This is a genomic window from Maribacter sp. 4G9, assembly GCF_002742265.1.
GTDB lineage: Bacteria > Bacteroidota > Bacteroidia > Flavobacteriales > Flavobacteriaceae > Maribacter.
Map to the genome: position 1 here is coordinate 16,731 of NZ_MDGL01000054.1, position 13,286 is coordinate 30,016.

General features: G+C 38.2%; 19 protein-coding genes. 8 read left to right on the plus strand and 11 right to left on the minus strand.

Features of this window, described 5'->3' with window-relative positions; translation table 11 throughout:
- Nucleotide 1: 1 nt before the first annotated feature.
- Complete coding sequence (locus BFP75_RS07675) at nucleotides 2-1,675, minus strand: peptidase domain-containing ABC transporter (protein ID WP_099544661.1); 1,674 nt, start codon at nucleotides 1,673-1,675, stop codon at nucleotides 2-4.
- A complete protein-coding gene (locus tag BFP75_RS07680) occupies nucleotides 1,668-2,354 on the minus strand; it encodes a TetR/AcrR family transcriptional regulator (protein ID WP_099544662.1) in 687 nt (228 codons plus the stop codon). The genes BFP75_RS07675 and BFP75_RS07680 overlap by 8 nt, the downstream gene beginning before the upstream one ends.
- Nucleotides 2,355-2,599: 245 nt before the next feature.
- On the opposite strand from BFP75_RS07680, the gene BFP75_RS07685 reads away from it, so the two are divergent.
- The 4 genes from BFP75_RS07685 to BFP75_RS07700 all read left to right on the plus strand — a co-directional run bounded on the left by BFP75_RS07685 (nucleotide 2,600) and on the right by BFP75_RS07700 (nucleotide 4,932).
- Nucleotides 2,600-2,977, plus strand: a complete 378-nt coding sequence (locus BFP75_RS07685) for a dihydroorotase (RefSeq protein WP_099544663.1) — start codon at nucleotides 2,600-2,602, stop codon at nucleotides 2,975-2,977.
- Nucleotides 2,978-3,103: 126 nt separating this feature from the next.
- On the plus strand, nucleotides 3,104-3,682 hold the full coding sequence (locus tag BFP75_RS07690) for a DNA-3-methyladenine glycosylase I (protein ID WP_099544664.1): 579 nt from the start codon (nucleotides 3,104-3,106) through the stop codon (nucleotides 3,680-3,682).
- Entirely contained in the window at nucleotides 3,669-4,253 is a 585-nt protein-coding gene (locus BFP75_RS07695) for a hypothetical protein (RefSeq protein WP_099544665.1), read from the plus strand. Before BFP75_RS07690 ends, BFP75_RS07695 begins: the two co-directional genes overlap by 14 nt.
- The gene (locus tag BFP75_RS07700; RefSeq protein ID WP_099544666.1) at nucleotides 4,240-4,932 is read left to right on the plus strand and encodes a DUF2490 domain-containing protein; all 693 of its coding nucleotides are present in this window, start codon (nucleotides 4,240-4,242) and stop codon (nucleotides 4,930-4,932) included. The genes BFP75_RS07695 and BFP75_RS07700 overlap by 14 nt, the downstream gene beginning before the upstream one ends.
- Here the strand turns inward: BFP75_RS07700 and aat are convergent.
- Nucleotides 4,921-5,577: a leucyl/phenylalanyl-tRNA--protein transferase gene (gene aat / locus BFP75_RS07705; RefSeq protein ID WP_410504081.1), complete on the minus strand. Its 657-nt coding sequence runs from the start codon at nucleotides 5,575-5,577 to the stop codon at nucleotides 4,921-4,923. The genes BFP75_RS07700 and aat overlap by 12 nt on opposite strands.
- Before the next feature lie 124 nt (nucleotides 5,578-5,701).
- Complete coding sequence (locus BFP75_RS07710) at nucleotides 5,702-6,076, minus strand: DUF3127 domain-containing protein (protein ID WP_099544667.1); 375 nt, start codon at nucleotides 6,074-6,076, stop codon at nucleotides 5,702-5,704.
- Between the two features lie 323 nt (nucleotides 6,077-6,399).
- On the opposite strand from BFP75_RS07710, the gene BFP75_RS07715 reads away from it, so the two are divergent.
- Nucleotides 6,400-7,548: a sensor histidine kinase gene (locus BFP75_RS07715; RefSeq protein ID WP_099544668.1), complete on the plus strand. Its 1,149-nt coding sequence runs from the start codon at nucleotides 6,400-6,402 to the stop codon at nucleotides 7,546-7,548.
- A gap of 2 nt (nucleotides 7,549-7,550) precedes the next feature.
- Complete coding sequence (locus tag BFP75_RS07720; RefSeq protein ID WP_099544669.1) at nucleotides 7,551-7,907, plus strand: hypothetical protein; 357 nt, start codon at nucleotides 7,551-7,553, stop codon at nucleotides 7,905-7,907.
- Here BFP75_RS07720 and BFP75_RS07725 read toward each other — a convergent pair.
- The 4 genes from BFP75_RS07725 to BFP75_RS07740 form a co-directional block, all read right to left on the minus strand.
- Complete coding sequence (locus tag BFP75_RS07725) at nucleotides 7,897-8,286, minus strand: HIT family protein (protein ID WP_099544699.1); 390 nt, start codon at nucleotides 8,284-8,286, stop codon at nucleotides 7,897-7,899. The genes BFP75_RS07720 and BFP75_RS07725 overlap by 11 nt on opposite strands.
- A 90-nt stretch (nucleotides 8,287-8,376) precedes the next feature.
- Nucleotides 8,377-8,679: a type II toxin-antitoxin system RelE/ParE family toxin gene (locus BFP75_RS07730; RefSeq protein ID WP_099544670.1), complete on the minus strand. Its 303-nt coding sequence runs from the start codon at nucleotides 8,677-8,679 to the stop codon at nucleotides 8,377-8,379.
- Nucleotides 8,676-8,918 (minus strand): type II toxin-antitoxin system ParD family antitoxin, encoded by a 243-nt coding sequence (locus BFP75_RS07735; RefSeq protein WP_099544671.1) that lies wholly within the window; start codon nucleotides 8,916-8,918, stop codon nucleotides 8,676-8,678. Before BFP75_RS07735 ends, BFP75_RS07730 begins: the two co-directional genes overlap by 4 nt.
- Nucleotides 8,919-9,136: 218 nt before the next feature.
- On the minus strand, nucleotides 9,137-9,760 hold the full coding sequence (locus BFP75_RS07740) for a chloramphenicol acetyltransferase (RefSeq protein ID WP_099544672.1): 624 nt from the start codon (nucleotides 9,758-9,760) through the stop codon (nucleotides 9,137-9,139).
- 667 nt (nucleotides 9,761-10,427) lie between these two features.
- Here BFP75_RS07740 and BFP75_RS07745 point away from each other — a divergent pair.
- Complete coding sequence (locus BFP75_RS07745) at nucleotides 10,428-10,874, plus strand: hypothetical protein (protein WP_099544673.1); 447 nt, start codon at nucleotides 10,428-10,430, stop codon at nucleotides 10,872-10,874.
- A 363-nt stretch (nucleotides 10,875-11,237) separates the two neighbouring features.
- Here BFP75_RS07745 and BFP75_RS07750 read toward each other — a convergent pair whose 3' ends face one another.
- The 3 genes from BFP75_RS07750 to greA all read right to left on the minus strand — a co-directional run bounded on the left by BFP75_RS07750 (nucleotide 11,238) and on the right by greA (nucleotide 12,686).
- A complete protein-coding gene (locus BFP75_RS07750) occupies nucleotides 11,238-11,570 on the minus strand; it encodes a helix-turn-helix domain-containing protein (RefSeq protein ID WP_099544674.1) in 333 nt (110 codons plus the stop codon).
- Between the two features lie 10 nt (nucleotides 11,571-11,580).
- Nucleotides 11,581-11,913: a type II toxin-antitoxin system RelE/ParE family toxin gene (locus tag BFP75_RS07755; protein WP_099544675.1), complete on the minus strand. Its 333-nt coding sequence runs from the start codon at nucleotides 11,911-11,913 to the stop codon at nucleotides 11,581-11,583.
- A gap of 296 nt (nucleotides 11,914-12,209) precedes the next feature.
- Nucleotides 12,210-12,686: a transcription elongation factor GreA gene (gene greA, locus BFP75_RS07760; protein ID WP_099544676.1), complete on the minus strand. Its 477-nt coding sequence runs from the start codon at nucleotides 12,684-12,686 to the stop codon at nucleotides 12,210-12,212.
- Between the two features lie 133 nt (nucleotides 12,687-12,819).
- Here greA and BFP75_RS07765 point away from each other — a divergent pair, with 133 nt between their 5' ends.
- The gene (locus BFP75_RS07765) at nucleotides 12,820-13,257 is read left to right on the plus strand and encodes a Rieske (2Fe-2S) protein (RefSeq protein ID WP_165776560.1); all 438 of its coding nucleotides are present in this window, start codon (nucleotides 12,820-12,822) and stop codon (nucleotides 13,255-13,257) included.
- The last annotated feature ends 29 nt before the right edge of the window (nucleotides 13,258-13,286 follow it).

Genomic DNA, 13,286 nt, shown 5'->3' on the forward strand with positions numbered 1-13,286 from the left:
CTTATTTATATTTTTCGTTTACAACCTTACCCTTTTCCAAAGTAACCACACCATTGCAGTACTTGGACCATAAATCGTTCTCACTAACTACTAAAAGTGCCCATCCATTTGAAGGATCTGTGAGAAACTTGATTATTTTTTCAGCTTCCTCTTTGCCTATCTGATCCAAGGGATCCTTTAACACTAGCAACTTAGGCTTGATTACAATACTTCTGGCCAACACGATTCTTTTCGAAATAGTATATGGAATCTGCTTTCCTTCCGGATAAATAATCGTTTGAAGACCATTGGGTTGTTCCTTGACAAAACTGGTCAGCCCCACTTTGTCCATGGCCCAATATATCTGTTCCTCTGAAATCGACTTGTCCCCAAAGGTGATGTTGTCAAGAATGGTTCCCTCAAAAGGGGATTCCTCCAATAGGGATTGCCCAACGTGAGAACGGTAAAAATTTAGGTTCATGCCCCTTAAAGAGGCATTGTTGACATAGACTCTACCGGAATCCGGTTCCAGGATACCCGCAACTACCCTTAAAAAGCTCGTCCTGCCAGAATTGCGCCCTCCTTTTAAATGTATTATACTTTTGGGTGTGATTGTTAGATTGATGCCATTGAGAACCTTTTTGCCGGTATCGGGCAGGCTATAATGCACATTGTCCAATTCTATGGTAAAACCCGCCCCTTCTACAAAAGGCCTTTCCCCCTCTTGCGTCTCCAATTCCTTATCCACTACTTGTCCCATTTTTTCAAGGGAAGTAAGCAGGTCATAAAATGTTTCTAGACCCAAAATCAATTTTTCGACAGAATTTATAACCAGAAGTATTATAATTTCCGCTCCCACAAATTGACCGATATTCATTTCTTGGTTCAAGACCAACAACCCACCAATCAAAAGTAATCCAGCAGTAACCAATACCTTAAAACCGATCATTTGAATCAATTGTATGACCAAAATCCTAAAATGGTTTTCCCTGGCTTCCAAATATTTGGAAACTAGTTTGTCATTTTTGTCAATTGCATGGGAAGTCTTACCTGAAAGCTTAAAGCTAATGATGGACCTAGCTACCTCCTGTATCCAGTGGGCCACTTTATATTTGTTCTTGGATTCATCCAAACTGGTATCCAGGCCCTTTTTTGCAGTGAACCTGAATACCACATAAATAAGTCCCAATAACAAAATACCTAAGATTATGAAGAATGGGTGGTAAAAACACAGCAACAATAAACCAAAGATTATTTGCAACAGGGCAGCCGGAAAATCAATCAATACCTTGGATAACGATTTTTGAATCGTAAGGACATCGAAAAAACGGTTGGCCAGCTCGGGCGGATAATAATTATAGAGTTCCTTCATTTTTATTTTGGGAAACCTATAAGCAAACTCGAAAGAGGCCCTTGTAAATATTTTTTGCTGAAGGTTTTCAATAATACGTATCTGCATTAACTGCAATATACCTACGAAAACTACCCCTAAAGTAACCAGAACTACAAGCACGATCCATGAAGTACTGATTTGGGCGCCTTGTATCAAATTGATAATTGCCTGAATCCCCAACGGAAGGGAAAGACTCACAAGACCCGCAAAGATAGCGTAGTAGAAAATTTGAAAGACGTCCCGCTTATCCAAACGCAACATACCCAGTAGCCGTTGCCAAGGGGTCAATACCTCTTTATTCATTTGAGTCTTGTTTTAAAACATTGAAAACCAAGTTCGTTAGATATTCAGTAGGTGTTATATCACCGCCACAATCCGTCATGGAAGAAAAGTGATCCTTAAGAAAATGTTGGTGCAGGGCACCGCCTAAAATGGTACTGGCCAAACTAGAAGGGTATTTATAATGTGGATTGTATTGCCTAATCATTTCACTCAACCTTTTTGCCAATCGCTTGTAGCTGGCAAAATATCCTTCTTTATCTTCCTCGTCCACCTCTTTGGTCAAATAGGATTTGGAATATTCGTTAATTACGATTTGGTTCAACAATACCTCATTGATATGGGAAAAATTGGAATCTTCGGTAATCTCGCGCGTAATCATATAGATTGCCTTTGTCAATTTATCATTGGGCTCCGGAATGTTATGGGTGGCAAATACAAGTTGGTACTCCATCCAACCCCAATACCAAGAGGTTAAATAAAGTAGAAGTTTGTGCTTGTTCTCAAAATAGCGATAAATGGAACTTTCGTTCGATCCAATTCTCTCGCCCAATTTTCTAAAATTAAATTTTTCAAAACCAAGCTCCCCCATCATTACAATACTCATCTTTATAATGGATTTTCCCAGTTCCGAAGATTCTGGATCTTTGACAAACAACTTGTCGTTCACGCGAATTTTTACACCTTGAAAAAGCTCTTCCATTCCAAAATTTTAATAATTAACACCCGCTAAGATAATAGCATTACTATTATTTATTGAAAGTTTAACTTATTTTAACAGAAGTTATACTTTTATGTCCATAAGATTTTATATTTTTGAATTGAAAGTTTTATGGGAATATTCTGAGAATATGATAAATTAAAAGATGTATATTTTTAAAATATTTATTTTCAGTTCCTATCAGACTGGTTTAACAACCTAATTATTAACCCAAAATTGAAAGAACTATGAAACATTTACTATCATTATTAACATTATTTTTAGTCTCTTTTGGTGCTTTTTCCCAAACAGAATCGGCCGAAATTAAGGTTGGAGATATATTCAGTATTCAAAAAAGCAGCAACCTGCCCTTTGATCACATTCATTTTCCAAAGGCAAATTTTATCATAAAACGTGGAGGCATTGCCAATTATAAAGGTCTTGACGATGTCAAGGTAAAGGTTGTGGAATTACTGGACGATGGAATGGCCAAGCTTACATCGGTCAATGGTAAAAAATTCTTTAATACGTATAAATATGTTAAGGCCGATATGGCTCAAGCCCTTGAGGATGGCGAGTTGCAATACCTTGATTTGAGAAGTAAATCGACCGTAGCTACAAATTAGTCCCTCCCTAAAGATAAGTGCTTCTGCCCTTATTTATAATTTGGGAACAAATACTGAAACAAAAATCCCGCCGCAAAAATACTTGTGGCGGGATTTTTTACTTTTGCCTTAAAGGTAGTTTAAGGTATGAAAGCAAATCAAGATGAACCCAAACGATGTGGTTGGTGTATGGGCGACCCATTATACAAAGCCTATCACGATACGGAATGGGGCGTACCTGTTATGGATGATGCCACGTTGTTCGAATTTCTCATATTGGAAACCTTTCAAGCGGGACTTAGTTGGATCACTATCTTAAAGAAACGAGAGAATTTTAGAAAAGCATTTGATCAATTCGACTACAAAAAAATAGCCCTGTACGATCAAAATAAAATAAACGAACTTTTGGAAAACGAAGGTATCATTAGAAACAAGTTAAAGGTACATGCAACGGTTTCCAATGCAACTGCCTTTATGGAAATCCAAAATGAATATGGAAGTTTCAGTACGTATTATTGGGCATTCGTAGACAACAAACCAATAAAAAATAAAGTTTCCCATTATAAAGAAGCCCCTGGCACAACGCCTCTTTCAGATACCATAAGCAAGGATTTAAAAAAAAGAGGCTTCAAGTTTGTGGGGAGCACCGTGGTCTATGCAATGATGCAAGCGACCGGAATGGTGAACGACCACGAAACAAGTTGTTTTAGATATGAAGAGATATAGCTCGGTTCTGATTTTTTTACTTCTGGTAGGATGTTTTGTAAACGCCCAAAACAAATATGAGCGGGAATTTAGAATACGGAAATCACAGTTTCCACCAGCAGCCATTGGTCTTATTCAAGATAAACTGGAAGACGCCAAAAGAATCAAATACTACAAGGAAACGGATAGTACCAAGATCAGTTATGAGGCCAAGTTTAAAAAAGATAGGCTATGGTATAGTATTGAGTTTGATAAAGAGGGAACCTTGGAGGACGTTGAAATCCTAATCAAGGAAGTGGATATCCCGTCTGAGCCCATGCAGGAAATAAGGAAGTATCTAGATAAATCCTTTGGCAAATACCGTATCAAAAGAATTCAGCAGCAATATCCAACCTCCATAAAAGAGCCAACCGATGAAACTATAAAGAACGCTTTTCAAAATTTGATCTTGCCCACCATAAATTACGAATTCATAGTAGCAGGAAAAAATGACGAGGAATACTTTGATTACGAGCTGCTTTTTGGGGCTAATGGACGTTTTAAAAACATGAGGAAGTCCCTACCTCCAAATTACGACCATGTCCTATACTAAAAAATCCTGCCTGTTTTTTTTTCCATTTGCTTTAATGGTTCCATCGATACTCTTGGCACAGGACAATCTTACGGGCTATTGGAATCCACAAGTGGCCCTCAATTATGACGTAACACCAAACTATTCCCACAATTTTTCAGTTGAAAACCGTTCCTTTCTTTATAGGAACTCCCAGGCACAATTTACGGTGAGGCAAATGGATTTGAATCATTTTTCCAACCTTAGGATACGGGATAACCAAAGTATTGGATTTGGCGTAAAATATAGGTTTCGCAATCCGTTCAATAGCGATGCAAATAATGAACTTAGACTTACCCAACAGTTCAACGTTACCTTTAAAAGAGGAAGCATTCGGTATGGAAATCGATTTAGGGCGGAGCAAAGGATTACCAGCGAAAATACCGTTCACAGGTTTAGGTACCGTTTTGCCCTGGATTTTCCGTTAATGGGGGAAAAGCTGGATGTTGGCGAACCTTATCTGGTCCTCACTACTGAATCCCTTCTAAGTGCGGGTAGATCTATGGTTCCTGAATACGACCAAAGGATAACACCCAAATTGGGTTGGGTTCTAAGCCCAACCACCAAATTTCAGATTGGAGGGGAATACAGGGCGGAAAATTACGCACAAACGACAGAAAATGTATTTTTCTTTTTAACAGAACTTGTCCTAAGCCTTTAATTGTTCCATAAAAGATTCCCTGGAAATTTCCCTGGCACCTAGACTTGATAAATGGTCCGTGTACAATTGGCAATCTATAAAACGATACCCTTTTGCCTGCAAATCATGGGCAAGTCTTATAAAGGCGAACTTTGATGCATTTGATTTTTTACTGAACATACTCTCGCCACAAAACACGTGACCTAGGTCCACCCCGTACAATCCTCCTACCAATTCTTCGTCCTCCCATACCTCATAGGATTTTGCAACACCTATTTCGTGTAGTTTGATATAGGCAGACTTCATTTCCGGAGTAATCCATGTACCCTTTTGCCCTTCCCGCTTTATAGCGGAGCAGTGTTCCACCACGCTTTCAAAACACCTGTTCATGGTGATACTAAAATGACCCTTTGCAATGACCCTTGCCATACTTTTAGAGACCTTAATCTCGTTTGGATAGAGCACCATTCTAGGATCTGGGCTCCACCATAAGATCAACGAATCCTCGTTAAACCAAGGAAATATTCCGCTTCTGTAGGCTAATAGCAATCTTTCTGGGGATAGGTCTCCCCCCACGGCCAATAATCCTTCTGAATTGGCCCTGTTCACAGGAGGAAAGTAGAGTTCCGTATCCAAAAAATATATTGAATTTTGACCTCGCTGCAATGTAAATTCTTTTAGCTTAAATTACACATTTGAGCAAAAAAGCAAAAACTTGTTTAACCTTTTCAGGCTAAACAAGTTTTCAATTTTATGATGCTCTAATGATTTTACCTCCTACACAAATTGTTTAGAAAGGTAAATCATCATGATCTTCCTCATTCAGATTGTCCACTGGCTCAAAAGCTTCCATGGGTGGCACTGGCGGCATTCCATCGGGCTGTGAAGGGGCTTGTGTTTCTATCCTCCAGCCTTGTATGGAATTGAAATATTTAGTCTCTCCTTGAGGGTTTGTCCATTCCCGGCCTCTTAAATTGATACCGATTTTAACATCCTGCCCTACCTTATAACTGTTCAACAAATCACATTTGTCCTGAACAAACTCCACCATGATGTGTTGCGGGTACTGCTCGTCCGTGGTCACTACCACCTCTCTTTTCCTAAAACCATTGTTTCCAAAAGTTTTGGTATCGCCTATCAATTTGATTTTTCCTTCTAATTCCATCTTAATGCTCTTTTACTACAGAAATCAAAAATAAACAAAATGAGCGGGGAAATAAAGAATTTCTTGAAACCAACTATCCCCTAGGTAAATCATATAGGCATAGTACCGATTTCATTTCGGCCCGAAAATCCAAAATAGATCCCAAAAGCTTTCGGTACCGTATTTTGCCTCATCCGAATCCCAAAAATTTGCGATTCGACCTCCCTTAATGAGCGGTTAATACGGAAACCCCGATACAGCGCATCGCGAAATGATCTAGATAAACTCCCAAGCACAACAAATAATTACATTTTAGGTTATCTTTAATAGTATAAAATTTCTGGATGAATTTTAGTCCTAAAAACAAGACTACGAACATATTCCTTGTTATTGGCTCCTTTATTGTGGTGAGTTTGATTCTTTGGAATACCAATAGCTTTTTTAAGACCTTCAAGGAGGAAGAGCGTTTAAAAATGGAGATTTGGGCCACGGCCCAATCGGAATTTTTACAATCTGCGGAAGACGTTGATTTAGGGAGTCTTCACTTAAAGGTTTTCCAAAACAATACCTCAACGCCCATGATCCTTATAAACAAGGATAGTTCCATAAGGACCAACAATATTCCTTCTGTGTTGGCTACCGATTCTCTATACATTTCCAAAAAGTTACAACAGTTCCAGAACGAGAACGTTCCCATCTCCATAGATCAGCAGGGAGAACATTTGGCGACACTCTACTACGGTAATTCTGAAGTATTGAACAAATTGAAGTTTTACCCCATCGCCCTGTTATTGATCATTCTGTTGTTTGGGGCGGTCATCTATTTTCTTTTTAAAACGAACAAGGCATCGGAACAGAACAAACTGTGGGCCGGAATGGCCAAGGAAACGGCACACCAAATTGGCACCCCACTTTCCTCCCTTTTAGGATGGAACGAGCTATTGAAAACAGAGAATATAAGTACGGACATCACCAAGGAAATAGAAAAGGACATTGCCCGGTTGCAGACCATAACGGAACGGTTTTCAAAAATTGGCTCCCTGCCAAAATTGGATGCATGCGATATTGTCGTTGAGACTAGAAATGCCTATGATTATCTAAAAAGGAGGAGTTCCAAATTGATACATTTCACTTTCAATTCAAAACTGGATGCTGCCTTGGTGTTAATGAACAGATCGCTCTACAACTGGACCATTGAGAACTTGGTTAAGAACGGAATCGATGCTATGAAAGGCAAGGGAAGTATCGCCATTGAGATTGTTCCCAATGGGAAATTCGTGAATATCCTCGTTGCCGATACCGGTCACGGAATCCCCAAAAGTAATTTTAATACTATTTTTAACCCCGGAGTAACTACGAAAAAACGGGGTTGGGGCCTTGGCCTATCCCTTGTAAAAAGAATTGTTGAGGAATATCATAACGGAAAAATAAAAGTGCTTTCCTCTGGAAAAGAAGGAACCATCATGCAAATCACACTTAAAGTACATCAATAATCATGGCAAAGGAAAAACTGAAAGTAATTAAGGAAGCAGACTTGAACAATAATTGTCCGGAGTGTTTTAATCAGGATTTAAAGCTCACTTTTTACCAAAAGCACACCTACGGTGCCTTTTTCCATAAGACTACGAACGAGATTACCAATCAAATCGTTTGCAGAAAGTGTAACTCCATGATCTATCCTGTAAAATGGACCGATGATATTGAACGTATGTTCGACTATTATCAGAAAACCGTCGTACCGGAAAAAAAATCCACCAAACCTACCTTCCTGTTTTTTATAATCCTGTTGCTCATGATTGCCGTGGTGGGTATTGGGGTGTACTTCTTTTTGGGAGGAACCATTAAAGTTTAGAAGCGATCGCTTCGGCTACCTGAATAAATTCCTCTTCCGATAGTTTTACCTTCTTTTGAAAAGTAGCGTCCTGCATGGAATTCAACGGAATCAAATGCACATGAACGTGTGGCACTTCCAGACCGATGACCGTTAGACCCACCCTTTTGCAATCCATTGCCTTTTGAACGGCCTTCCCAACCTTTCTTGAAAACGCCATCAACCCCATATAGGTGGTTTCATCCAAATCCAGGATTTTGTCTACCTCAACCTTGGGTATACACAAGGTATGACCTTTTGCATTGGGATTGATGTCCAAAAACGCCAGATAGTTCTCGTCCTCCGCGATTTTGTAGCAGGGTATTTCGCCGTTGATGATTTTAGTGAAGATGGTTGCCATGGTTTTAATTTTAAATAAAAATACGATGGATATATCGAATTTTAAAGGGTCCTTTTTTAAGGGAAGCTTACACATCTTGTGTGTAGTTTTTTATTTCAGGCGTTTTTTAACATCCATCCTTTGGTGTAAAACTCTCACAATTTCCACGATATCATTTTCCACTTTTCTGTAAAAGATCAGATGTGATTTTATTTTAGTTACTCGATAGTTTTTTCGGGTTTGTTCAGCGGATTTTCCGATCGGATAATTGTTCGCTATAAATTCAATTTCATCAATTATAACGTTATAATATCTGTCGGCTTGTTCTTTGGACCATTTGTGAAAAGTATAAATCCAAATATCATTTAAATCATCAATCGCTTGTTTACTTATGTGATATTTGTTTTTACTCATAAGTGTTGGCGATGTAATTCGGCCAAATTTTGTTTAGGGTCAAAATTCTCAATAAATCCACTTTGTTCTCCTATTTCAAGTGCTTTAATTAGTTCTCTTTCTTTTTTTTCTTCGCTTTCTAAAAGTCTCAAAGCAGAACGAATAACTTCACTTACAGAACCGTATCTTCCAGATTTCACTTCTTCTCTGATAAAATTCTCAAAATGATCCCCGAGTGATATTGATGTGTTTTTTCCCATTTTGACTATAATTTTACCCAAATATACCAAATCTTGGTAACCTAGAAAAATTGCATAAAATGAAAGGTTTTCAAATAGTCTGACAACCTTCTATGCGACGTTTGCAACTTCGTACTCCATCAATGCATCATCTACTTTAAAACTTTGTGCTTCGAAGTTGCAAACTTAGAAGAGCGGGCGTACCGACCACACGAACGCTAGTTATTGGCGGTAGTGTTTTATTCATCTAATTGTTTTTGAAATTCGTCTATAAATTGTCCTACTTGAAAGCCGTCCATTAAAGCGTGGTGTCCGTGAATGGAAATTGGCATTGACTTTTTTCCGTTGGTTTCTGTCATTTTACCAAACGATATTTTTGGGCAACTGTCTGGGTGAGAAAAACTTCTTGCGTGTGAAATACTTGTGAAGTCTATCCAAGGAATTGCTGAAAAGTGAATCACATTTTCACCTGAAACTGCTGGTAAAAGGCTGTTTGTGTTTTGCACATTATTGATTTCTTCCATTGCTTTTCGATAAAATTCATCTTCATTTTCCACATAATCCATATAGGCAAATCCAAATGTTCCGTTTGGTCGATTTATGGTTGGCGAGGCATTTACAACATCAAATTCATAGACCTTCCCGTCAATTATTCTATATTTGAAATTGTGGATTTTATTGGCAGATTTCAATGCTCGATACAGATAATAAAGGAAGAATGAAATTTGCTTTTCTTTGGCTTTTGAATAAGCATTTGTGCATTCAACATTAACCGTTACACCAAAAAATGGTTCGGAAAATTTTGAAAAAAACTTAAAGTGTTCCTTTCTAATCCAACTCTCAATATCTATTAATTTTTTCATTTTTCTTCAATGAGATTCTCAAGTTTATGTTCTCAGATGATTAGGTGTTTACATTCTGACTAACATCAATTAAGTGTTTTATAAAATCCCAGATCTTCAGGTTTCAGTTCAAGTTTATCGATTTGTTTTTTGATTCTCTTAGCCAGTCCCATGTTTCTTTTTTGGTCAAGGCAGAGACGCACTGTGCGAGGTTTACAACTTCGTACTTCATCAATGCATCATCTACTTTAAAACCTTGTGCCCGCTCGCTAGCGCAAGGGTCACGCTTGTGCTGGGGTCAGAGGCACAAGCAAGATGCTCGCGCCAGCAGCGGGAATAATCGAGAATAATTTCATATTTCAACAATGAAAAATAAAAGTACCAATAGTTTTGTAACTTCCCTACAGAACATAGTTCAGAAAAGCGAATCATAAATGTGGAGAATTTTCAGAGATATAGGAGGCCTATTTTGGTGGTGCTTTGTTAAACTTGGAAGAACCAAACTTGAAAGTGAACAGTCTAAAGTTAATTGGTCTAGGAATTTATTGGTATCTATCTGCTTAACATTATTGGCCACATTTTTATTTTTAAAGTTCAAATAAAGAATTATATGCGCAATTTAATATACATTATACTTCTTCTCGTGAACTATGTAGGTTATTCATGCTCTTGTAATCCATATAGATTAATGGAGCAACAGCAGAGAGAAATGCAGTCCGAATGTATTTTTATTGGAAAGGTAATTAAGGTAAACGATGATTTAACCTATAAAATACAGGTAGTTGAATCCCTTGATGGTGGGGATGTTCAGGATAATATTTACATAGGACAGAATTGGAAAACTTGCTACCCTTATATTGAGGAAAATGGCTTTTGGCTTTTTTATGGTAGAATTGTAGATGGTTTTTTTAAAGTTAATAGGTGCGGTCTAAGTCGTCCATTTGACCATCCTTTTGCATCTTTGTCTGATTCAGATGAAGTGCAAAAATTGAGTAGAAAACTTGATTCTGAAAACCTAGTTGAGAAAGAAGCCGATATTATATTTAAACAAATGCAATTGATGGATTTGGCAAACGAAATTAAAGCTTTGAGAAGAAGGCGAGATTCATACTTAAGGCCCAATAAGATTAATTGATTACGAAATTCACAAATGGTTCAAAGTCAATGGGACAATGACTGGAAATTCAGAGTTTCAAAGGACTTAACACAATAATAAATGACCAAAAGAGATTTTTTCAGAATTGTAATAAGGCTTTTTGCCCTTTATCTTTTACTCCTAACTGTAATTAATTTTATTCCTGCCAACATTAGTTACTTGACATTTGATTTTTCAATTTGGCCAGTTTTGATCATTCTTGGTTCTGCGGTATTGATGTTATCATTATTCTTTTTTTTACTCCCCCGCTAGCGCCAGCGTCCCGCTTGTGCTGGAGTCAGAGGCACGAGCAAGATGCTCGCGCCAGCAGGTGTTTATAGGTGTTGTTATCTTTAATGTTTTCTACGCAACCTTGAATTCCTGTGTGTCCATTTGCACGCTAAACTTAACATTTGCTTTTAAAGCGTTAAAAACTTTTAAAATGGTTTCGATGGTAACATTCTTGGCACTTCGCTCCAGTTTTGAAATTTGAGACTTTTGAACTCCGATCAATTCTCCGAGTTGCTCTTGGGTCAGTTTCCTTTCTTTTCTGACCGACTTTATCATTTCCCCAAGGATTTCCATTCTCAGATCAAATTCATATTTGTCCCTGTCCGCTGTTCCAATTTTTCCGATGTCCTTGTCCTTCATTTGGTCAAGGGTCATAATTTTCATTTTTTTCTTTTTTGTAGCCATGACTTTGTTTTTATTGTTCGAAATATTCCGTTCGAATCTGTTTTGCTTTCTCGATTTCAGCTTTTGGGACCTTGTCCGTTTTCTTGACCATTCCATGTGTGGAAATCACAAGCGTTTTGGTTTTGCCTTTTCTGTCCCAGAATGCAAATAGTCGGTATTGAAGTCCACCATATTTAATCCTGAATTCCCAAATATCGTCCGTTAGTTTTTTGAACAGTTTTGGGTCAAGTCCGAGTTTTGCCTTATCCAGATTATAATAAATTTTGGCTTTTGCTTTCTTGTCGACCTTAGCCATAAAATCAATGGCTTGTTCAAGAAAAACAACTTCAAATCTTCTTTTCATTTGGAATTAGTGTCCTTTTATGGATACAAATATAAATAAAAAAGTTGATTTATATGGAAACTTTTGGAATTTGGTCAACATTAAAGCAAACAGTTATAAATAGAAACAAGTTACTATATTTCCATTTTAAACGTAAGATACTTATTTTGTAGCGTACATAGACGACCCAAAAGCACAGCATATTGTTTCCTTTAAGCTAGTAAACTAAATCTCCATAATCTTCCAAAATAGCATTTAGCAAAAAAAATCCCACCATAATAATTATCGTGGGATTCAAATTAGGTGACTCAAATCTATTATTCCCGTGTGATTTCAAGAATATCGAATTTCATAGTGCCGTTGGGAACGGAAATCTCAGCTGTATCTCCAACGCTTTTCCCCAACAATCCTTTTCCAATGGGAGAGTTCACGGAAATTTTACCGGATTTTAAATCGGCTTCGCTTTCCGCCACTAGTTTATACTTCATTTCCATACCGTTGGTCTGGTTCTTTAGCTTTACCGTGGACAACACCAAGACTTTTGAGGTATCCAACTGGGACTCGTCTATAAGTCTTGCATTGGCCAAGGTAGCTTCCATTTTTGAAATTTTCATCTCCAACAAACCTTGGGCCTCCTTGGCGGCATCATATTCGGCATTTTCGGACAAATCCCCTTTATCCCGCGCATCGGCAATGGCTTGGGAAGCTTTTGGCCGTTCCACATCCCTCAAGTAATTCAGCTCCTCCTTTAACTTTTTTAGTCCTTCCGCAGTATAATATGATACGTTACCCATAGTGTCGTCGTTTTATAAATAGCAAAATCCTCCATAACAGCCACATACTCATGACTTTTTTAGAGAGGATTTCCCACAAATATATATAATTTTACACAAATTAATATATCCATTCCCCAAACATTCTTACAGCATGAAACGAATATCAGGTCTCGTCATTTTTCTGCTTTTTTTGGCTTGTGACAACAACACCACAAACCGTAACCCCTTTCTACAAGAGATAAATTTTAGGTTTGATGCCAACTTGAACCTCCCCCTGTACAGTCCTTTGACCAATACGGGGAGTGCTGTCCTGGTCACACAGGACGGTGTAGGAACACGAGGGATATTCATCATAAACGCCGGGTTCAATCAATTTAGGGCCTTTGAGGCCAGTTGCCCCAACCACGCACCCAACGATTGCTCCACGATGACCTTTAACGGCCAAGTGGCCACCTGCCCTTGCGAGGAGTATGAATACAGCCTTTTTACCGGCCAAATGCTGAACAGACCGGACGATGGAAATCGCTATTACGATATGTTGGAGTACAGGACCAGTTTTGGGGGCAATAGTGTTACAGTGACCAATTAAATAAAAAGCCCCAAGCAAACAAAGTGGTT